We start from the raw sequence: 21,783 nt of genomic DNA, 5'->3' as shown, positions 1-21,783 counted from the left end.
CTTAAACTGCAAAAAAAGAATATGCCCAATTAAAACTATGCAATCGTTTCCGGAAGAGGGTTTTATTTGATTGTTAACAAAAGCCGTCATTGCGAGGTACGAAGCAATCCCCGATTAGCAGAGCCGCTTTGTATAGTTTGGGGATTATTAATACTTATAATTTGTTTTTTATAGGTATTAATGAGCTCCCTTCGGTCGGTTGTCTTCGTACCTCGCAATGACGATTTTTTAATTATGTTTCTTATTTTAGTATAGTGAGCCTCTTTACTTTTTGCCCAACAATTGGATCTGGTAGCTAAACGACGCAGGTTTTGCGTAAACCCGGTATTGTTCTAATGGTTTAGGGCCGCAGCCGTTTGATCCCACGCCTAAAGTTTTATGGCTGATGCACAATACAGTGCCTTTGCTTTTCGGCAAATCTATTTTGTATTCAACATCGGTCATTTCCTCGTCGCTGTACGGCAGCGCAGTTACCTGGAACAGCTCATCTGCCTGCTTAACAGCAATACCGGTACCTTTAGCAGTACTTACATTGGCCCACCTTACGTCTTCGTGATTACCGCAGTCCATCGGTTTTTCATACGGTGTCATTTGTTGCGCTATAGTACTGGTGTAACGGCCAACATCAAAGCCGCTTTTCCTGTCGGCATAATTTTCCATCGGCCCGCGGCCAAAATATTCAAACTGATTAAAGTCCTGTTTCAGGAACAGGCGCACGCCTAAGCGGCCAAGCACTATTTTATCGCTGCCATTGAAGCTTACGTTGTTATCAACTTTAATGTTTCCGCTACCATCAATAGTGTAAACGGCCTGATGATGAACAGCAAAGTCGTGTTTGCCGGTACCGGTTAGGCTTGCTTTTATCTCTACACTGCCGTTGGTAAGCTGGGTAGCTTTTACATCATCGGTTTTCCAGGCGATTTCTTTCAATCCATATTTTACCCAATAATCATCATAAGCCCACATGTCATCCTTGCGGTGAGGCGCACGCCATAAATGCAGCATCGGGCCACCGTTATTTTGCAAAACATTTTCTCCGTTTTTCTCCATTTTGGAGAAAGTGCCTTTTTCCTTGTCAAATTCCAGGCTAAAACCATTACCTTTTACTTTGATCTCATTGCCGGCATCGGATAAAGATAGTTTACCTGTTATAGGTCGTTCTTTGGTCGCAGGGATGGCTATCGGAAGCTCTAACTGCTGGGCGGCAACTTCATATCCTTTTTTCGCCCATAAATTATCTGCAGCCTGATCAAACGAAACCCTCAGAAAGTATTCGGCTCCGGGTTTAGGTGTAATGTTGTAAGGAACCTTTACATCCAGTTCGTTGCCCGGTTTAATTTCTTTTAATGCCAGGTTGCCTGATGATATGGTTGAGCCGTTTTCGCTAACTTCCCACTTAGCTGTAAAGCTGTTAAGGGTGATGAACTGGTAGCGATTTTTAATGGTAACAATGCCATTTTTCAGATCTTTTGGGTGGATGCTGATCCACTGGTAAGCATGTTTAAGTTCGGGGTAGTGTGGTTTCAAGGAACGATCAGAGAATACAACGCCTTTATGGATAAAGTACTGATCATTCGGGTATTCGCCGAAGCCGCCGCCAAAAGCGGTTATCGGGTGTTTAGGATCGCGGTTGTTATAGATGCCCTGATCCTGCCATTCCCAGATGGCGCCGCCTAATAACTGTGGATATTTATCAAACAGGTCGTTATAAATATCAACCGAACCCATAGAGTTGAACATGGCATGGGCGTATTCGCACAGATAAAACGGCTTGGTTAAAGTGTTGTCGTTTGCATGTTTTTCAAGGTTTTGAACATCGGTATACATTTCGCTGTCCATATCAGCAGGGTTGTTTTTACCGATACCGAAACCCTGGTAGTGCGTAGGGCGGGTAGTATCAATATCTTTAATTACTTTCAGGATAGCCCTGAAGTTTGAGCCGCCGCTGCCGCACTCGTTACCTAAACTCCAGATCACGACCGAAGGGTGGTTCTTGAAGTTTTCTACGTTGGCCACATTCCTGTCAATTAAGGCGGCTTTGATCCTTGGCTCTTCATTAAACTCATCCCAGGCACCATGGCTCTCTAAGTTAGCTTCCGCCACAAGGTAAATGCCATACTGGTCGCACAGTTCATACCAGCGCGGATCGTCAGAATAATGGCAGGTTCGCACATGGTTACAGTTGGCTTGCTTGATCAGTACAATGTCCCTGATCATTTGCTCTTCAGTAACCGCGTGGCCATCATTAGGCCAGTTTTCGTGGCGGTTTACACCTTTCAGCTTAATTGGTACGCCATTAACCAGGAACAAACGCCCTTTAATTTCAATGTTCCTGAAACCTGTGCGGGATGACAGGGTTTCAACGGAATTGGCGCCGTCATTAATTTTAACAACAGTAGTATAAAGTTTGGGTGTTTCGGCGGTCCATTTTTGCGGGTTGTTTACGTGGAAACTGGTTTCAACAATAACTTCTTCGCCCGGCTGCAGGGCAGGGATAGCCTTTTTTGCAGTTGCCCCCGGTACGGGTACACTACCATTATATAAAGCTACATCCAATACACGGGCTTTAACCGCAGCAGTACCGTAGTTTTTTACCTTGGTTGATACCACTACATCTGCATTTTTATACTGTTTATCCAGATTGGTTTTTACAAAATAGTCCCTGATATGCTCCTGGGGGCTGCTCCATAAGGTTACATTTCTGAAAATACCGCTTAAACGCCACATATCCTGGTCTTCCAGGTAACTGCCGGTGGTAAAACGGTAAACTTCTACAGCCAAAGTGTTTTTACCTGGTTTGATATATTTGGTAAGGTCAAACTCGGCTGCATTACGACTGTTTACACTGTAACCTACCTTTTTGCCGTTCACCCATACAAAGAAACCGGCATCAACCCCATCAAAAGTGATAAAAATGCGGCGGCCACTCCATTCGGCAGGCACAGTAAAATCACGGCGGTAACTGCCTACCGGGTTTCTTTCGGTAAAGGCGGTATATTTTTCGGGAGGGGTACTCATCACCCTCGGGAAATCTTTTTGGAAGATATACGTGAAATTGCTATAGTAGGGGGTACCATAACCTTCAACCTGCCAGTTGGATGGTACTTTGATATCCTTCCATTTAGATACATCATAATCGGGTTTGTAAAAATTAACAGGGCGTTTCTGTGGCCAGTCTACCCAGTTAAATTTCCAAAGCCCGTTCAGGCTGCGGCTAAATGACGATGCATGACGATTGCCGGTCAAGGCCTCCTTTAATGATGCATAAGGCATTAGTGTGGCATGGCTGGCTTCTTTATTGATGCCGATATTTTCGGGATCTTCAATTTCTTTGGGAACAGAAGCTGTATCCGTTGCGGATAGCCTGCTGCCGGCAGGTGCCTGGAAAGCGAAGCTTGTCTTGTAACAGGAAATAAGGCTTAGTGTTAGTACAACAATAGTTTTTTTAGAGAAAAAGGTTTTACTCATATAGATGTTTATGATTTTGAAATTTGGGGCGGTTGATAATTGTACATTTCCAATACAAATAAATGTAAATTTTACAGCTGCAAATTGTCATACTGTACATTTTTATTGTCAAATTGTGCATTTTAAATTGAGGATATTATATTAATCGGTATAGAAAATTCATTTTTGTTATATAGCAGCGTACAATGTTGAACCAATGCTTTAGGCGGTGATTTTTGCATGCTATGGTAAACCAATTTTAATACTGATATATACTGTTTAGAGCAGCCGCTATTCTCTTAAGCCGGATAATGTTGTTACAGTATTTTTAAATCCAAAAACCGACAGCAATATAAATGAACGTCAAAAACCTCTTCGGGTTAAATAAAGGCCTGCACGCAAAAGCATTATATGTCTTTGTTTTTTTTAGCTGTATAGTTATATCTGTTGCCTGCGCCCAACCTTATCCTTATAAATTCAATTATCTTACAGTAGATGAAGGCCTGTCACACACGGACGCTAATTACATTACGCAGGATAAGCAGGGATATATATGGGTTGCAACGTTTTTTGGCCTTGACCGGTACGATGGTTACTCGGTTAAGAGGTTTTATAACAGCAATGTACCACTTAATAATGCGTTTAAAAACAGGCTGATTTCCCTTTATCCTGATGATCAGGACAATATTTGGCTAAGCACTGAGGGCGGGTTGCAATGTTTTAATACCCGGCAGGAAAAATATACCGATTTCACTGAAACTGCCGGTTCAAGAACAAGTTTTGAAAAGGTAATTAAACCATCCGGCGACTTTCTGTATGTTTTTACAGGAAGCCAGTTTAAATTATTCAAGGTTAAGGGAAATAAGATTGAGCCGCAAAAATTAAACATGCCTGCCGGTATCCGGGTTACGGATATTACAATTGATAAATATGGGGCTCTTTATTTATCGGGCAATATGGGCATCTGGCTGCTTGATAAAAAACACGTGCTGCATAAAGTGGATATTAAAGGACTTGCCACGCAGCAGCTTTCACATGTGTTTATTGATAACGGTGGTAACCTGATGGTTTCGGCTAAAAATGAATTATTGCTGGTAAATGAGCAAAGCGGTGTATTTACAGCAGGCAGCCGGTTTGTGTGTACTGGTTATTCAGATATAAAGGGAGTGGTACGCAGCAGCCACGGAGATTATTGGATAAATGTACCAAGTGCGGTTCTGCGGCTTGACAATCAGCTCAGGTTTATCCAGGCGGTAAATGATAAAAGCTCACCTCATGGTTTAAACTCAAACTCGTTGAGCAAGATCTTTATTGATCGTACAGATTGCCTGTGGATCTGCACTTTTGGAGGCGGCGTTAACTATTGTGATTTAAACGAAAAGCTTTTTTACACCCTTCAACATAATCCGGAAATAGCTAACTCGTTGGCCGGTAATCATATTCGATCGGTATTGGCCAATGGCGACGATATCTGGATTGGTACTACTGCCAATGGATTGAACCGGTACAGTTTAAAGACGCAAAGATTCAGCTATTATAATACGTATAATTCTCCTGTCAGGATAAAAAATGATGCTGTAACTGCTTTAACGTTTGACAATGATCATAACCTATGGATTGGCAGTTCTGGCGGAATCGATATCCTGAAACCGGACGGCTCCCTATGGAAACCGGCCGGATCGGAACTGTTCCCGACACATGTTGTGGATTGCTTTGCCAGGGACTATTACGGTAATATTTGGTTTGGCAATCACCAGGATCATTTAGGGGTAATTTTGAAAGATGCACAAAATCGTTACAGGATAAAATATTACGGTGAAGGCTATTTTATTTTTGCTGATAAAAACCGGCCACAATTGCTTGTCTCAAGTATCCATGGTTTAAAACGGATGATCATTGACAGAGAGGGGAATGTAGTAAAAAGTTTCTCATATAACGCGTCATCCTCAAAACCAAACTCATTAAGTTCAGACTATACTTATCCTATAGATAAACAAAATGACAGTACCTATTGGATAGGCACCATCGGCGGTGGTTTGAATAAGTTAGTACTGCATGAAAAAAACGATTCGTATGCTATCAGCACTTATGCGGGCAGTTATGGGATTTTTAACGATGTAGAAAGTCTTGAAATAGATCATGCCGGAAATATATGGATGGGTGGCAACGGCTTGGAATGTTTTAATCCAACAACCGGCAAACTGATTCGTTATGATAAAAACGACGGACTTCAGGGCAACAGTTTTAAAGTAGGCGCATCCTATAAAGGAGATGACGGGCGATTATACTTTGGCGGGATAAAAGGATTAAATTATTTTTATCCCGATCAAATCAAACCCAATAAGATAACCGCGCGGCCTGTTTTTACCGATATATTGATCAATAATCTACGGCCGGTTTACACCAATCCCGATTCAACAAAAAATGCAATTCCGCAGGCTATCGGTTATTGTAATCAGTTAACGCTTAATTACCTGCAAAATAATTTCGTTATCGCATTTTCATCTATGCATTTTGCCAATCCTTTAAAGTGCAAATACCGCTACAAGCTTAACGGTTTTGATAGGGATTGGAAATATACCGATGGTAAAAACCCCACGGCAGCCTATAGCAACCTCGATTATGCCAGTTATAAATTTGTGGTTGAGGCCACTAACAACGACGGTATCTGGAGTGAAAGTAATGCCGGAATGACTATTACGATAACTCCGCCATGGTGGAAATCGGGCTTTGCCAAATTGATTTACTTCATACTGTTTATATCGGGCTTAGTGGGTATTTATATTTACCAGGCCAGGTTGTACCGGCTTAAACGGGAAATGGAGGTGCGCGCCATTAATGAAAACAAACGTGAAGAAATGCATCAGCAGCGCGAAGAGCTCTACCAGCAGCAGCTAATGTTTTTTACCAACGTTTCGCATGAGTTCCGTACGCCGTTGACATTAATACTCGGTCCGCTCGAAAGCCTCATTGGGCAGAATAAAAATCCGGCGCTTGATTATTCGTACCAATTGATGTACAGGAACGCCAAGCGGTTAATGAACCTGATTAGTGAACTGATGAACTTTAAAAAAGTAGCAGACAGCATCATCAAGCTCCAGGTTCAGCCGCTGCTGATCAGTCAGTTTTGTAAAGACATAACCTGGGAATTTCAAAACCTTGCCGTTAATAAAAGCATCATTTTTGAAATTAACGATCATACCGAAGCGCAAATGACAGCTACAGGTATGGCCCCGTTTGATGTCCAGGTTCTTGAAAAGATCCTGTTTAATTTGCTTAACAATTCTTTTAAATACACCAATGCAGGCGGTAAGGTAGTGTTTGAAATCTTTTTTGATATAGATCAATTCAAGCCATCTTTTAACACCGGATTTGAGCTTTTGAATAAGGATCACCGCGCAAAAAAATATGTCTATTTCAGGGTTGCCGACACCGGGATAGGTATTTCCGGCGATTCCATTAACCGCATTTTTGACCGGTATTACCGGATCAGCAAAAATCATTTGGGTTCGGGCGTAGGTTTAGCGATGGTTAAAAGCCTGACCCAACTACACAAAGGGGATATTTATGTTTATAGCGAACGATATAAGGGAACAGAGATTATTATAGGCATACCCTGGGGAGAAGAAAATTACGATGCTGCAGAAAAAGCAGCAGGCGCAGGCGTGGTAGCACACCTGGAAGCTATTGATAATGCTATGCAAATTCAATTGCCGGACATGGAGACCGCTGAAAATCATCTGCCGGAAAAAAATCGCAAACATCTGCTATTGGTTGAAGACAACCCCGAGTTGCGCACATTTTTAAAACACGCGTTTGAGAAATATTATTTGGTTTACGAAGCCGAAGATGGAAAACAAGGTTTTGAGATCGCTACCGAAAAAATGCCCGACCTGATTATCAGCGACGTGATGATGCCCGGTATGAATGGAATTGAACTTTGTAAGCTGCTCAAAGAGCAGTTTGAAACCAGCCATATCCCTTTTGTGATATTATCGGCAAAAGATGCACTGGATACCAAAATTGAAGGAATGGAGTCGGGCGCTGATTTTTATTTTGCCAAGCCATTAAGTATAGATCTGTTGCTGTTAACAGTTAGCAATATATTTGAACAGGCCGAAAAACTGAAGCAACGGTACAGCAAAAACTACCTGTTAGAAGCCACAGAACTTGTACATACGGAAAAGGATAAAGAGTTTTTTCAAAAGCTGATCAACATTATTGAAGATAATATACAGGATTTGAACCTTGATGTTGATTTTTTGTGCAGGCATTTATTCATTAGCCGTACCAAGCTTTATCAAAAAATTAAGGGGATCTCCGATCAGTCAGTAGGTGAATTTATCCGCACAGTGAGGCTCAAGCGTGCTATCCACATTATGACCCACGAGGATGTGTCTATGAACGAAGTGGCTGATAGGATAGGCCTTCAAAGTAATTCGAACTTTTCAAGGGCATTTAAAAAAGAGTACGGTAAATCACCACTGCAATTCATGCAATCGTTGAGGAAGGCTCAGTCATAACGGTGGCCAATAATTAAAAAAGAATATATCGTCAATAAATTTGTATGATTAGTATTGCGCTGAATCAATTTAGCAGGTAACTTGCATCGCTAACAAAACCTATCAATGAACAAACCAATTAAAATCCTGATCAGCCTAACATTATTGATTTTTTTTACGGTAAATGCGGCAAACGCGCAAACCCAACCGGTGCACACTAAGTATGTAAACACTTTCATAGGTACCGCGCCGCTCAATGATCCTAAAATTCTGGGCTATGAGTTGCCTAAAGGATGGCGGTCCTGGGCCGGGCTTACCTTTCCAGGCAGTTCGCTGCCAAATGCCATGGTGCAATTAAGTCCTGTTACAGCTTATGGCTCAGGGGCAGGCTACCAATATGAGGACTCAGTTATCTATGGCTTTACCCATACCAATAAAGGTCACTGGAACCTGTGTAATATTCCTATTCTGCCGGTATCAAATCCGCAGGGAAGCAAATTCGGTTCAAGATTTTCGCATAAAAAAGAAAGCTCGGCACCCGGCTTTTACCAGGTATATCTTGACGATTACCAGGTAAATGTGAGCCTGACTTCTACGCTCAGGAGCGGCTACCATAAATATGAATTTAAAACTAACACCAGCAGGCAAATACTTTTTGACCTGGGCAAAGCCAACAGCAGGGTATCAACCTGGCGTATAGAACAAGTGGGGCCGACCGCCGTGCAAGGTTTTCAGGGCGGCGAAAACGTTTATTTTTATGCCGAACTAAACACCAAAATAAACAAATTAGAAAAAACAGACGAAGGGCAGCGCAGCGGATATGCAATGTTGTATTTAGCCGATGGGGGTACAACGCCTGTTGAACTTAAAATTGGGCTTTCGTTTGTAAGCGAGAAAAACGCTAAAGAAAACCTGGAGAGGGAGATAGGCAATAAAAGCTTCGATATTATCCGCAGCGAGGCATCGCAAACCTGGGAAAAGTTATTATCAGCCATACAGGTTAAAGGTGGTACAGAAAAACAAAAACGGATGTTTTATTCCTGCCTGTACCGTTCGTTTTTGTGGCCTGCTTTGCGCAGCGATGTGAACGGCGAATTTACCGACGCTAAAAGGAACGTTGTGAAAACAGGGGCAAGGTACTATACCGAACCATCGTTATGGGATACCTACCGCAATAAAGATGTGCTGCTGGGCTTAATTACGCCCGATGTAACACTTGATGTTATTAAATCATTAAAAGATGTTGGTGATAAAACCGGCTTTATCCCTACGTTTTTCCACGGAGATCATGGGGCTTCATCTATAGCTGGTGCGTATCTGCGGGGGATTGACAAATTTGATGTTGAAGGCACTTATAAATTGCTTTTAAGAAACGCTAACGTTGAAGGTGGTCCGCGGCCCTTCATTACCGAGTATATTCAGAAAGGCTATATCTCCGATCCCGACATCGCCAAACCCGAGGTAGAAACCAAAGCCAAAGCCGGTGTTTCAAAAACATTGGAGTACTCATACGATGATTATTCAGTAGCTCAAATAGCCAAAAAATTAGGGGATACTGCTAATTATCGCATTTTGATGGCCCGTTCGCAAAACTATAAAAACATGTTTGATCCATCTACCCGGTTTATGCGGGGCAGACTGGAAAACGGTGAATGGATCAAGAATTTTGACCCTCAGCATCCATATTACGAATACATGTACCGTGAAGCTAATGCCTGGCAGGTATCCTTTTTTGCACCACATGATATGCCCGGGCTGATAAAGCTTTACGGTGGGCCAAAGGGTTTCGAATCAAAGCTTGATTCGTTATTTACGCTGCCATGGAACCCTAATTATATTGCCCGCAATGTGGAAACAATGATAGGCCAATACTGCCAGGGTAACCAACCCGATCATGAAGCTCCGTTTGCATATATTTTTATTAATAAACCGGCAAAATCGCAGAAGATAATCGATTATATTTTGAATAACCTGTATGGCATTGGCAATGAAGGTTTGGAACTCAGCGGTATGGACGATGCCGGCGAAATGTCGTCATGGTACGTTTTCAGCGCATTGGGCTTGTATCCGTTTTCGGCAACCGATCCAAAATACATTGTTACTGCCCCGCTGTTTGATGAAGTGAAATGGACAACCAGCAACGGCAAAACATTAACTATCAGCAAACCCGGAAAAGGCAGGGCCGTTACCTCAATTCAGGTGAACGGAAAGGCAAATAATGGTTATTTTGTATCGCACGATTTGTTTAAAACCGGTGGTAAAATAACTGTTGTTACCAATTAATTATATCGTTTTAATCGTAATAAAAAAGAGGCCGGATCATTAAAAGATTGCGGCCTTCTTTGTATTGTACTGAAAAGTATAGCCTAACTATAAAGTGGTAATATGGCACCGGAAAGCGTTGAAAAACTTATTGAGAAACTTGAGTAGTTAAAAACTGCTCTTTTTCTTTTAACAAGCTTAGACCAATCTGGAGATATATAAATATCTGTAATTACGGCTAAGGTCGATGTGATTTAAAGATAAAGCAATGTCATCTTTGCTGAAACGGCAAACGTTTTTGGCAAAATTTGCCAATGAGTTTCTTGCCATATAAAACTCAATTACACCGTCAAACATTTTCATTCCGCGTTCTTTAATGTAATGATCATTTATAGCATGATTCAGCTTGTTTAAGCCATAGCTTATAACTCTTCTCAGACCGGTGCTATCTGTATAAATCGAACTGAGTTTGCAAAAAAAATTCTCAATTAAATGATATCGACATCGGCGTTTTCTTCTTAATGTCTTTAATAAGGACTCAGGAAGGCATGAAAAAAGCCCTTGGCGGCGATGCTAAGGGCTTGGATTTTTAGTTTTCCTACAAGGGCTCGAACCTCAATCTTCAGAGCCAGAATCTGACGTGCTACCATTACACCATAGGAAAATAACCCGAACATCAGCACTATAAAAGAATGCGTTTTTTGTTCAGTGCAAATATACGAAATATGCAAACTGGTGTAAACCCCGTTTTAAAAAAAGCCGCATCCGGATTGAACCAGATGCGGCTTTTTTACAGTGGGATTATGTGCAGGTTAGTCCTCGTTCACAAATGAGCGCAGCATCCAGGTGTTTTTTTCGTTGAACTGCATGAAACGGTTGATCATATCATTGGTACCGTCGTCACCGGCATCGGCAGTGATGTTCAATATCTCACGTTCCATTTTTATCAGCGCAGCCAAATCGTCAATAATGGCTTTCACCATCAACTGATCTTTTAAACCAATGGTCTGGATCTCTTTAATGCTTGATGTTTCGATATAATCCTTAAACGTACTGATGGGAGGTTTGCCAAGGCTCAGGATCCTTTCGGCAAGCTCATCAATAGTAACAAGCGCTGCGGTATATAGCTCTTCAAATTTAAGGTGCAGGGTAAAAAAGCTTGTGCCTTTAACGTTCCAATGGCAGCCGCGCAGTTTTTGGTAGTGGATATGGTAATTGGCCAGCAGATCGTTCAGGTGGTCAACTACCGGTTTTACTTTACTTTCTTCGAGGCTTATTTCTTTTGCGTTCATAAATAAATGTGATGTTTTTAAGTACAACATGCCTTTGCGGGCAATGTTTGGTAAAGGTAAACAGTTTTAATTTTAATGAGCATATTTGCAACTTTATGACTTCGCTTTTACCCTTCATCAGTAAAATTTACCAGGCCCCGGTTTGGCGTATGGAAATTGACGAAAGCAGCCAGACGCTGTTCCTCGAGATCAGGGACCATGCCGATAAACAGGTTAGTTTTTCGGCCCTGAACCTGCAAAGCGGTGATGTTTATTTTGAAGGTTTAACTACTCCCGAGCGTTGGCTTACCGGTATTGAAACAGCTTATAATGGTGTATTGCTACTGCACAACTACCAATCGGCTACGGGGCCGGTACATAAAGGTTTGACGGCTATCGAGGCTGTATCCGGTAAAGAATTATGGAGCAATTTTACTTTAGCCTTTGATCATCTGTCGGTAAACGGTCCTATAGTTTATAATGCGCAGTTACAACCGAAGAAATTATTTTTACTTGATGTTAAAACCGGCAATATATTAAGAGGATACGAACCCGCGCCTGATCAACCTTTGAATAATCAGGTCATTAGCCCGGAATTGCTGCCCGCAACGGAAGTAAATGATTTATATTTATCGCTTAGGGTACATGCAAATGCGGTTCATTATATCAGCTACAATAGTTTCAGAATTGTATCTTTGCACACGCTTTTGCAGGAGCATCTTGAACAGCACTTGTTTGTATTTAACGAGGAGGGTACCCTTTTGTATCACGATTTGTTACATGACGCTATACAAAAAATGCAGCCCGAGGCGTTTGTACTACATAATAATCAGCTCATCTATTTAAAAAACAGATCGGGCTTAATAGTGTTGAACTTATAAATTACTGTATTATAATTTATTATGAAATTTAAGATTTTATTATTGGTCACTCCCTTACTCACATTCTCTATATCGCTTTTTGCAAATCCGCTTGTCGACTCGATAGGCGTTGAAAACCTGAACGGCAAAAAAGTGATCGTTCACAAGCTCGATCCCAAAGATAATTACTACTCTATAGGCCGTCGCTACAACATCAGCCCTAAAGCCATTATACAGTTCAATAATAACGCCCCCCTTAAAATTGGCGGTATTGTAAAAGTACCTACCGAATTACCTTTTTCGGGCGAAGCTGCTGCACAACCTGCAGTAACTGCACCTGCAAAACAAGTAGTTACAACTCCTGCTCCTGCGCAACAAAAGCCGGTTACCCAGGCTCCTGTTCAGCAAAACAAACCACAGGTTCAGCCTCCGGTTAGCTCACCTGCGCCTGTAGCGCAAAACGCTGCGGCTAAACCACAGCAGGCACCGGCTGATACCGTTAAAAAGGTAAGCATGCTTAATGTGCAGCAATACAAGGTATCAGCAGGGGAGACCTTGTTTTCTATTGCCAAACGTTTCAATACTTCGGTAGATGATATTAAATCACTTAATAAATTAAGCTCAGATTCATTAGCGCCTAACCAGGTAATTAATGTGCGCAGTGGTTTACCTCCCGAAGAAGCTAAACAACCTGTAATGCAGCGCGATTCAACTGCTGTTGCCGCGCAGCAGGATACAACCGGCGGCGACCATGGTAAAGCAAACCGTTTTGGCCTGTACGAAAAAGTTGAAAAAGGTGTAGCTACCTGGATGGATGATGCCGGCTTGGATCCTAAAAAGGAACTGGTATTGCACCGCACCGCGCCGATAGGTACCATCATTAAAATTACCAATCCAATGAACAATCATACCACCTTTGCTAAAGTGGTTGGCCGTTTTACTGATAATGAGGTAAATAAAAATGTGCTCATCATCATGACCAAAAACACAGCCGATGCATTAGGTGCTTTAGATAAACGTTTCCAGGTAAATATCAGCTACGGCAGCCCGAATGAATAAACCTTATATTATTGGAATTGCCGGCGGTAGCGGATCGGGCAAAACCTTTTTTTTGAAGTCCTTTTTAGAACATTTTACTGCCGAGGAGGTAAGCCTCGTATCGCAGGATGACTATTACATCCCGGTAGCACATAACATGACCAAAGAGGAGAACAAGTTGTACAACTTCGATCTTCCTTCAACTATTGATCATGAACATTTTCAGCAGGATATCAGCAAGCTTTTAAATAAGGAAGCTATCCTGAAACAGGAGTATACTTTTAACAATCCCGATGCTATCCCTAAAATGATAGAGATCAAACCGGCGCCCATTTTAATGGTGGAAGGCTTGTTCATCCTGCATTTTAAAGATATTGCCGAACTGCTCGATCTGAAGATTTTTATTGACGCCGATGAGGATATAGCCTTGCAACGCCGCCTTAAACGCGACCTGATAGAACGCGGCTATTCGCACGACGATGCGATGTACAAATGGATCAACCACGTAGTGCCTGCCTACAAAGAATACCTGTTACCCTACAAAGATGAATGCGACCGCGTGATCACAAACAACACCCATGTTGCCGAAGATATTATGGTGATAACTGAAGAGATCTCGGCCGATTTGAGAAAGAAGCTTTTTTAACAGTTGAAAACTGTCTAATAAAAACCGTCATTGCGAGGTACGAAGCAATCACCGACTTGCAGAGTCACTTTGTATAGTTCGCGATTGCTTCGTGCCTCGCAATGACGGTTGAGCAACAGATTAAACCGCTATCTCCGGTACATCCCCCTCAACAATAAGCTTCCCTGCCGTAGCCTGTTTTATTTCTTCAACACTTACCCCCGGCGCACGTTCAATGAGCCTGAAACCGCCTTCGGGCAATACGTCAAAGACACCAAGTTCGGTCACGATTTTTTTAACGCAGTGAACCCCGGTTAGGGGGAGGGTGCATTGAGGGAGCAGCTTTGATTCGCCCGCTTTGTTTACATGCTGCATGGCTACGATAATGTTTTCGGCCGATGCCACCAGGTCCATAGCGCCGCCCATACCTTTAACCATTTTGCCGGGGATTTTCCAGTTGGCGATGTCGCCGTTTTCGGATACTTCCATAGCGCCAAGGATGGTAAGGTTTACTTTTTTTGCGCGGATCATCCCAAAGCTCATAGCCGAATCGAATATAGCCGAGCCTGGTAGCATGGTAATGGTTTGTTTGCCTGCATTAATAGTATCAGGGTCTTCCTCTCCCTCAAAAGGAAAGGGGCCCATGCCCAATAAACCATTTTCGGACTGTAATACCACATCCATGGTATCGGGGATATAATTGGCTACCAGCGTAGGGATGCCAATGCCGAGGTTAACGTGGTAACCGTCTTTTATTTCTTTCGCAATTCGCTTTGCGATGCCTTGTTTGTCTAACATAAATTCAATTTGAAAATGTGTTTTGTCTCCAACCGTCATTGCGAGGTACGAAGCAATCCCCAACAAGCAGAGCGGCTAAGCAAGTCTCTCTGTACAGTTCGCGATTGCTTCGTACCTCGCAATGACGGGTAGTTAGTATTATTTATTGCTGTTCTTTACTCCTTACCGTTGCGTGCTCTATCCTTTTCTCGTAATGATCACCCTTAAAAATCCGGTGCACGTAAATACCCGGCGTATGGATATGATCCGGATCTAATTCGCCGGGTTGCACAAGTTCCTCTACTTCGGCAATGGTAATTTTACCGGCCATGGCCATCACAGGGTTGAAATTACGGGCGGTTGAACGGTAAACCAGGTTACCCATGGTATCGCCTTTCCAGGCTTTTACAATGGCGAAATCGGCATTAAAGGCCATCTCCATTAAATAATCTTTACCGTTAAAATTGCGTACTTCCTTCCCCTCGGCTACTTCGGTGCCAATACCTGCGGGGGTGAATATAGCCGGCATGCCGTAACCGGCTGCCATACAGCGGGTGGCTAACGTACCTTGTGGAATAAGCTCAACTTCCAGTTCGCCGCTTAGCAGCTGGCGTTCAAATTCGGCGTTTTCACCCACGTACGATGAGATCATTTTTTTTACCTGGCGCTGCTTCAGCAACAAACCTATCCCAAAATCATCAACCCCGGCATTGTTGGAGATACAGGTAAGCTGTTTAACTCCCTTTTTTACCAGTGCAGCAATACAATTTTCGGGCAATCCGCATAAACCGAAACCACCCAGCATGAGGGTCATGCCGTCGGTAACGTCGCGGATGGCCTCCTCGGCACCACTAACTACTTTATTCATATATTATAATTGGTTGCTATAAAAATAAGTAAAATAAGCCTTAAGCTTATCGCTATGTAGATAACTTATTAGGATGGATTAGTGTTTTATGAATGCCGAGGATATTATTTGTCTTAGCTCAAGTTTTACGTGATGGCAAAGGGCGCTGGAGAACCTGGGCTGTAAATTTTTCAAGACGATACAGGTATTAGAAGGTCACAAGTAAGCCCTACACCATCCGGCACACAAGACTTGCGCCAGAAGAGGTTTTTATGAAAGACGATTTATAGGTTTTATAAAACAATTGGAAATTAATTGTATTATTAATTAATACATCAAACATCAAAACCTATGGAATTACGAGATGACGAGTTCAGGAGCGATGAGCTTAAACGCCCCGAACATGAAGAAAACAAACCCAACGCTTATCGTGTAGATGACGATAGCAATGAGGACGAAAATGACCTGAAACGAAGCTATCTGTTTGGCAGTTCGGAAATGAAAAGTCCCAAAGATCCGGGTATGGAGGGGAATGGTATGGGAGGCGAAAACTTTGGCCAAAACAATATCACCCCCGCAGGTAACGATAAGGATAATCCATCACAAATGGCGGGCAATGATAACGAGTACTTTAACCGCACCCAGCCTGCCGAGGAACATCCCGAAAACAGCAATTTTAAAGACCCTAACCAGGCAGGTAATGCCAACTACAGCAATGTGATCAACGTATCACAAAACGGACGATCAGATGAGGATGAAGGACAAACAGAAACTAATGATAGCAAGCCCAACCCGCAGCAGCAATACCAGGAAGGAACTGCGGATGATGACGGGGATGCCAGCAAAAAGCAGCAAACCAATATCCCCGGACCTAATGAGGTGCCTGATCAGCAGAAGGTAGGGGAATAGGAATGAAAATGAATAAAATAAATTAAAAGATGTCATTTCGACTGAGCAGAGAGGGGTTGAGCGCAGGGGCGAAAGAGAAATCTTATATGCCCTGAAAAGCGAAAATACAAGGCCCACTAACGAAGCGTATAAGATTTCTCACTCGTTCCTCGTTTCGAAATGACATTTTTTAAGTTTTACCTACCATTTAACAGTCTTCTCCATAAAAGCAATCAAATCATCGGCCATGGCTTGCTGCTCTTTAATACTCGGGTGACCGGGCGTATTTTTGTACGGAATAAAATGAGTATAAATTTGTTTATCGTTTAAGGCTGCAACTGCCTTTTCAATATATCCCGGCCATGGCGAACCTGCCCTGGTTGCATCCATACTGCCCAGCGCACAAATGATCTGCGCTTTTGGATACACCTTGCGGATATTTTTCACAAACTCTTTATACGTTTTAATGATCTGCTCAGGCTCGGGGGCTTTACTGCCAAAACGCTCTTTAAACTGTGGGTTGTTGGGTTGGTTTACAATCCACGAATCATTTTGAAACAGGTTGATCACTACCACATCAGGCGTATACTTTTTGAAATTCCAGGTGCTTGTTGGGTCTGTTGGATCAAGGCGGTTATACATTTCGGGCATAATGAGCGGGAACCAGCTCACCGTGATGCCAATGCCGCTTTTTGACGTACAAACATACTGTGCATCAAAATGACGGGCTGTCAGGGCAGCATAGCTCAGGTAACCGTTTTCATAAGGGGCGCTGCCGCGGTCCTGCCCGGTGGTGTCTTCATCGGCATAACCGCAGGTAATAGAATTGCCAAAAAATTCGATCTTACGTTTTTTGGCCTCCGGTGGGGGAAGGGCGGTGGCATCTTTAGCCAAGGTAAACTGGTAGAAAAAGGTTTTGCCCTTGTCCCATTCGGTACGTTTAAACAGCTCAAGCGTGTGCTTACCGGTGGGCAGGTTTTCGGCAAGGGTATAAGTTTGTTTGGTATTATCCGGGTGAATGGTATTGATCACCTTACCATCAACTATGATAGTATAGTAATTTTCACCGCGTTCGTCCTGCATCAGGGCCGAGGCCCCTGTTCCGTCAAAGTTGATTTTTAAGGATGAGCCCGTCCAGTATAGTTCGGCAGCTTCATCGGTTTGATTGATCCGCCCGGTGTAACGGATGCGCTGATCTTTGCTCTTTAAAATAATATTTTGAGCGGCACAGCTTGTTATTGAACCGGTAAATGCAATGAAAAGTACAAGAAAATATAATTTGCGCATTTTTATCAGGGTTTGGCTGCCCTAAAAATAGGAAACTTATACAAAAGTAATGCAGCAAAAAAATCCCCTCTTGAGAGCAGGGCTGTTGCATGCTACTATTTTCTTCGCAAGTTCAAGCGTCTTTCGCTTGAATTATATCTCAGGTAAGCGTCCACGCTTACTTTTTAACATTATAACGCGAGCGTGGACGCTCACGAATGGCAGCAGTCAAGCGTAGACGCTTGACCGGGCAGGTGTTTTATTAAGAAGTTAAAAATAGAATGCAACAGCCCTGCTCTTGAGAGGGGGCGCGGAGGAAAGAGCGGTAGCAGGGGTGTGTTTCTGCAATCGATAAGCAAAGTGTAGAAACACACCCCTCCGCCCCTCTCAAGAGGGGAATCGCTCGTGCCTCGCCTTTTTTATCTGGTTATCATTCAATGGGCATCCCAAACTGCAGCAGGTAACCATTATAATCAAAAACACCAAACTCGCGCATGCCGTAATTGAAATCTTCAATGGGGTAACAAATCACCGCCCTGTCTTTCAGTTCGCTCCACAAAAGATCAACTTTATCGGTACGGATATAGAAAGAGCCGGTAAATTTGGGTACGGTGAACGATGCATTATCAACAGGCAAAGCCAGCATGATCTCAATATCATCACGGCTTACCGTAGCCCAGCCCCAGTCCTCATCATAGCCAATACAGGTAAAACCAAGGTTATTAATATAAAAATCAACACTTTCCCGTACCTGCCGGGTGTATAACATGGGCGCAATAGATTTTAAAGACATATTTTGAAATAAGTTAAGGTTGAAATGGGATCAAAAAATTACGTCATTGCGAGGAACGAAGCAATCCCCGATTTACAGAGCCACCCTGTATAGCTTGGGATTGCTTCGCACCTCGTAATAACGTGGTTAATAAGGATGTCATGCTGAGCCCGTCGAAGCATGGTGGTCAGGCCTCTACGCGCGAGTCTTCGACAGGCTCAGTCTTACAACCCTTTTTAATTTTATCTTGAATAACTTTTTTAACGTTACGTTTACTTCAAATATACATAAGTTATTCCATCTCCGCCACGGTCGGCATGCTCATCTTCCATACGGTCAACCTGTTCATACTTTTTGAGGTACTGCCTGATCATTTTACGTAAAATGCCATCGCCTTTACCATGAATGATCTTGAGGTTGTTAAAGCCCATCATCAGGGCACGGTCAAACAGTTTTTCAATGGCATGCAGCGCATCTTCGGTACGTTGGCCCCGCACATCAATCTCCGGACTAAAGCTGGCCATATCATTGGTTTGTGCACTGAAATTACGCCTGATCTCTTTAGGGACCGATGATTTGGAAACCTTGATCACCCGTTTCTTTTTTGCAACCGTACGCAAATCGCCTATGGCAATCACCACATTTTCTTTAATGATCTCTATCACCTGGCCCGTGGTTTCCGAGTCGGTGAGTTTCACCCAGTCGCCCGGTTTTAGTTCCTCATCAGCAGGCGCAGCAGGCTTCGGTGTCTCTACTTTGACTGTGTTTTTTTTAAGTTCAACATTTAGGTTTTCGCGCAGCTGGCGGGTTTTCTCCTTATCAGCGTTGCTGCTCTTAATTTCGGATATGGTGTTTTCAACCAGCTTGTTGGCGTTCAGGATAATATTCTTAGCCTGGTCTTTAGCTTCCCTGATGAGGGAACGTTGGTTTTCTTCGAGATATCTTTTCAGTTTCTCGTTTTCGGCCAGGAGCTCATTTACCTTGCGCTGCTGCTTATCCAGTTTTTGTTTGGTGTCAAAAATAGAACGTTTTTCGCGCTCCAGGTCAACTAACAGGGTATCAACCTTTTTTTGCCCCTCGCTTATTTTGTTTTTGGCGAGGTTAAGCACGTTTTGTGGTAAGCCTATTTTCTGTGCGATCTCAAAAGCATATGAGCTGCCGGGCTTGCCAATCTCCAATTGGTAAAGTGGCCTCATCTCAATGTTATTGAAAAGCATCGATGCATTCTCGATACCCTCGGTATTGCTGGCGAATATTTTAAGGTTGGAATAGTGGGTGGTTACCATACCTTTAACCTTTTTTTGATTAAGCGATTCGAGCACGGCTTCGGCAATCGGGCCGCCAAATTGCGGATCGGTACCGGTACCAAACTCATCTATCAGGATAAGGGTTTTGCCGTTGGCCTGCTCCACAAAGTTTTTCATTTTGGATAGGTGCGCACTGTACGTACTCAAATCACTTTCTATCGACTGGTCATCACCGATATCAACAAAAAGCTGCTTAAATACACCCACAACGCTGGCTTCATCGGCGGGGATCAGTAAACCGGCCTGCACCATCATTTGCAACAGGCCAACGGTTTTCATACAAACAGATTTACCGCCCGCGTTGGGACCGGATACTACGATGATGCGGGTACCTTCGTCTATCTGCATATTGAGCGGAACAACCGTTTTCTTTTCGGCCTTAAAATTCAGGAACAGCAAGGGGTGACGTGCATTATACAGCTTAACCCTGGCTTCGTTGACTACCTGCGGCATTTCGGCTTCAATGTCAATGGCAAACAACGCTTTGGCGCGTACAAAATCAAGTTTGGTTAACAGGCCGTGATAGGAGAGTAGCAGGGGGACATACGGCCTTAATTCGGTAGTTAGGGCGGTCAGGATTTTTACTATCTCGCGGCGGCGTTCAAACTCCAGGTCCCGGATGCGGTTGTTGAGTACAAAAACCTCTTCGGGCTCAATGTACACCGTTTGCCCCGAGGCTGACTCGTCATGCACAAAGCCTTTCAGCTTGCGTTTGTTTTCGGCCAGTAGCGGGATCACCAGCCTGCCATCACGTACAGTTAATGAACCATCGGCAGCCCAGCCGTTTGATGTGGCATTTTTAAAAACCATATCAATCTTTTTACGGGCTTCCTGCTCGGCTTTGGCAATGCCTGTGGTTATTTCCATCAGCTCGCGCGATGCATTGGGCCTAATCTTGCCTTTTTGATCAATCACGGCGTCTATCTTTTTAAGGATAGCCTTTTCAATAGGCAGGTGCTCAAAAAGGGCTTCAAGATTTGGGTACAAACCTTCACGTTCGTTAAAGTACGCTATAACGGCAAAGACTGTATTCAGCGAAGCCTGTACCTGGTAAAATTCTTCTTCGCTTAAAAAAACGCCCTCTATACGGGCTTTATTGGCAAGGGACTTTATATCGAAAAAATGCTGGATGGGCAGGGCCTCATCATTAACCAGGATATTCTTAAACTCGTTTGCCTGGTTCAGGAATTTATGGATCTGGTCGTAATTGCTCATCACCTGGATCTTGTCAACCATTTGTTGACCCATTTCGCTCAGGCAATGCGCTTTTATCAGTTCTTTTATTTCGGTAAAACCCAGCTTATCTACACTATTTTGGGGGTAAAGCATCAGGTTATGACTTTAAGTTTTTTAACGAATCGGCTTTGCGGTTTCTGTTGCTTTTGCGGGGATGAAACCTCCGTGCCGAATCGGGTTTTAGTTTAGTTTTTAAATTTTCCAATGAGTCGGCTTTGCGGGCTACCGGGTTTTCATGCGGGTGCATTTTCCTTGCCGAATCTATTTTAGTTTTAATATTTAAGTTTTTTAACGAATCGAGCTTGCGCGTAGCCTTGCTCTGTTCTGTTTGTACTTTGGCAAGCGAATCGGTTTTGCTTTTAATTTTAATATCCACCTGGTCATAAATGGCCAGCAGCTTATCGGGCTGCGTGGCGTAGTACCGCATACTGCGGTTAAAATGCGCGGTATCGGTATGCAGGCGTTGAAACATGGCAATATATTTGCCCGCGCCGTATTTATACAAACTATCGGGCGCCTGCATGGTGTTATATAAGCTGCCGTCGATGATGTGCATTTCGGTTAAAACCGCTGCCATAGTTTCGGGTTTAAGAACATCGTTGGGAATACTTTTGCCATTGCAGGCACATAAAAAAAGTGCTGCAGAAAAAAACAAGGTTATATATTTATGCATTCAGTAATTTAG

Annotated in this window: 14 protein-coding genes; 6 read left to right on the top strand and 8 right to left on the bottom strand. The window is 43.1% G+C overall.

Annotated features, from left to right (window positions below):
- Positions 1 to 264: 264 nt before the first annotated feature.
- On the bottom strand, positions 265 to 3,468 hold the full coding sequence (locus tag SNE26_RS14230; protein WP_321560005.1) for a glycoside hydrolase family 2 TIM barrel-domain containing protein: 3,204 nt from the start codon (positions 3,466 to 3,468) through the stop codon (positions 265 to 267).
- A gap of 335 nt (positions 3,469 to 3,803) precedes the next feature.
- Here SNE26_RS14230 and SNE26_RS14225 point away from each other — a divergent pair, with 335 nt between their 5' ends.
- Positions 3,804 to 7,970, top strand: coding sequence for a response regulator (locus SNE26_RS14225; RefSeq protein WP_321560004.1), 4,167 nt, complete (start codon positions 3,804 to 3,806; stop codon positions 7,968 to 7,970).
- 105 nt (positions 7,971 to 8,075) lie between these two features.
- Positions 8,076 to 10,232, top strand: a complete 2,157-nt coding sequence (locus SNE26_RS14220) for a GH92 family glycosyl hydrolase (protein ID WP_321560003.1) — start codon at positions 8,076 to 8,078, stop codon at positions 10,230 to 10,232.
- 791 nt (positions 10,233 to 11,023) lie between these two features.
- Here the strand turns inward: SNE26_RS14220 and SNE26_RS14215 are convergent.
- Positions 11,024 to 11,503 (bottom strand): DNA starvation/stationary phase protection protein, encoded by a 480-nt coding sequence (locus SNE26_RS14215; protein ID WP_321560002.1) that lies wholly within the window; start codon positions 11,501 to 11,503, stop codon positions 11,024 to 11,026.
- 95 nt (positions 11,504 to 11,598) lie between these two features.
- Here SNE26_RS14215 and SNE26_RS14210 point away from each other — a divergent pair, with 95 nt between their 5' ends.
- Genes SNE26_RS14210 through SNE26_RS14200 form a run of 3 tightly spaced genes read left to right on the top strand, consistent with a single transcriptional unit; the run spans position 11,599 to position 14,026 of the window.
- The gene (locus tag SNE26_RS14210; RefSeq protein WP_321560001.1) at positions 11,599 to 12,363 is read left to right on the top strand and encodes a DUF4905 domain-containing protein; all 765 of its coding nucleotides are present in this window, start codon (positions 11,599 to 11,601) and stop codon (positions 12,361 to 12,363) included.
- Positions 12,364 to 12,384: 21 nt separating this feature from the next.
- Complete coding sequence (locus SNE26_RS14205; RefSeq protein ID WP_321560000.1) at positions 12,385 to 13,401, top strand: LysM peptidoglycan-binding domain-containing protein; 1,017 nt, start codon at positions 12,385 to 12,387, stop codon at positions 13,399 to 13,401.
- Positions 13,394 to 14,026 carry a uridine kinase gene (locus tag SNE26_RS14200; RefSeq protein WP_321559999.1) on the top strand — a complete coding sequence of 211 codons (633 nt, stop codon included), beginning with the start codon at positions 13,394 to 13,396 and terminating at the stop codon, positions 14,024 to 14,026. Before SNE26_RS14205 ends, SNE26_RS14200 begins: the two co-directional genes overlap by 8 nt.
- Before the next feature lie 120 nt (positions 14,027 to 14,146).
- Here SNE26_RS14200 and SNE26_RS14195 read toward each other — a convergent pair whose 3' ends face one another.
- Together SNE26_RS14195 and SNE26_RS14190 are read right to left on the bottom strand one after the other, a co-directional pair.
- Positions 14,147 to 14,803, bottom strand: coding sequence for a 3-oxoacid CoA-transferase subunit B (locus SNE26_RS14195; protein ID WP_321559998.1), 657 nt, complete (start codon positions 14,801 to 14,803; stop codon positions 14,147 to 14,149).
- Positions 14,804 to 14,945: 142 nt separating this feature from the next.
- Positions 14,946 to 15,650, bottom strand: a complete 705-nt coding sequence (locus SNE26_RS14190) for a CoA transferase subunit A (RefSeq protein WP_321559997.1) — start codon at positions 15,648 to 15,650, stop codon at positions 14,946 to 14,948.
- A 330-nt stretch (positions 15,651 to 15,980) separates the two neighbouring features.
- On the opposite strand from SNE26_RS14190, the gene SNE26_RS14185 reads away from it, so the two are divergent.
- A complete protein-coding gene (locus SNE26_RS14185) occupies positions 15,981 to 16,538 on the top strand; it encodes a hypothetical protein (protein ID WP_321559996.1) in 558 nt (185 codons plus the stop codon).
- A gap of 180 nt (positions 16,539 to 16,718) precedes the next feature.
- Here SNE26_RS14185 and SNE26_RS14180 read toward each other — a convergent pair whose 3' ends face one another.
- From SNE26_RS14180 to SNE26_RS14165, 4 genes are all read right to left on the bottom strand, one after another.
- On the bottom strand, positions 16,719 to 17,804 hold the full coding sequence (locus SNE26_RS14180; protein WP_321559995.1) for an SGNH/GDSL hydrolase family protein: 1,086 nt from the start codon (positions 17,802 to 17,804) through the stop codon (positions 16,719 to 16,721).
- Between the two features lie 409 nt (positions 17,805 to 18,213).
- Positions 18,214 to 18,576 carry a VOC family protein gene (locus SNE26_RS14175; protein WP_208102442.1) on the bottom strand — a complete coding sequence of 121 codons (363 nt, stop codon included), beginning with the start codon at positions 18,574 to 18,576 and terminating at the stop codon, positions 18,214 to 18,216.
- A 251-nt stretch (positions 18,577 to 18,827) separates the two neighbouring features.
- Positions 18,828 to 21,191, bottom strand: a complete 2,364-nt coding sequence (locus SNE26_RS14170; RefSeq protein ID WP_321559994.1) for an endonuclease MutS2 — start codon at positions 21,189 to 21,191, stop codon at positions 18,828 to 18,830.
- 4 nt (positions 21,192 to 21,195) lie between these two features.
- Positions 21,196 to 21,771: a DUF4296 domain-containing protein gene (locus SNE26_RS14165; RefSeq protein WP_321559993.1), complete on the bottom strand. Its 576-nt coding sequence runs from the start codon at positions 21,769 to 21,771 to the stop codon at positions 21,196 to 21,198.
- Between the last annotated feature and the right edge of the window lie 12 nt (positions 21,772 to 21,783).

It is taken from the genome of Mucilaginibacter sp. cycad4 (assembly GCF_034263275.1).
Lineage (GTDB): Bacteria > Bacteroidota > Bacteroidia > Sphingobacteriales > Sphingobacteriaceae > Mucilaginibacter.
Note: the sequence above shows the minus strand (reverse complement) of the source record. Positions and strands in the feature narration are given on the sequence as shown.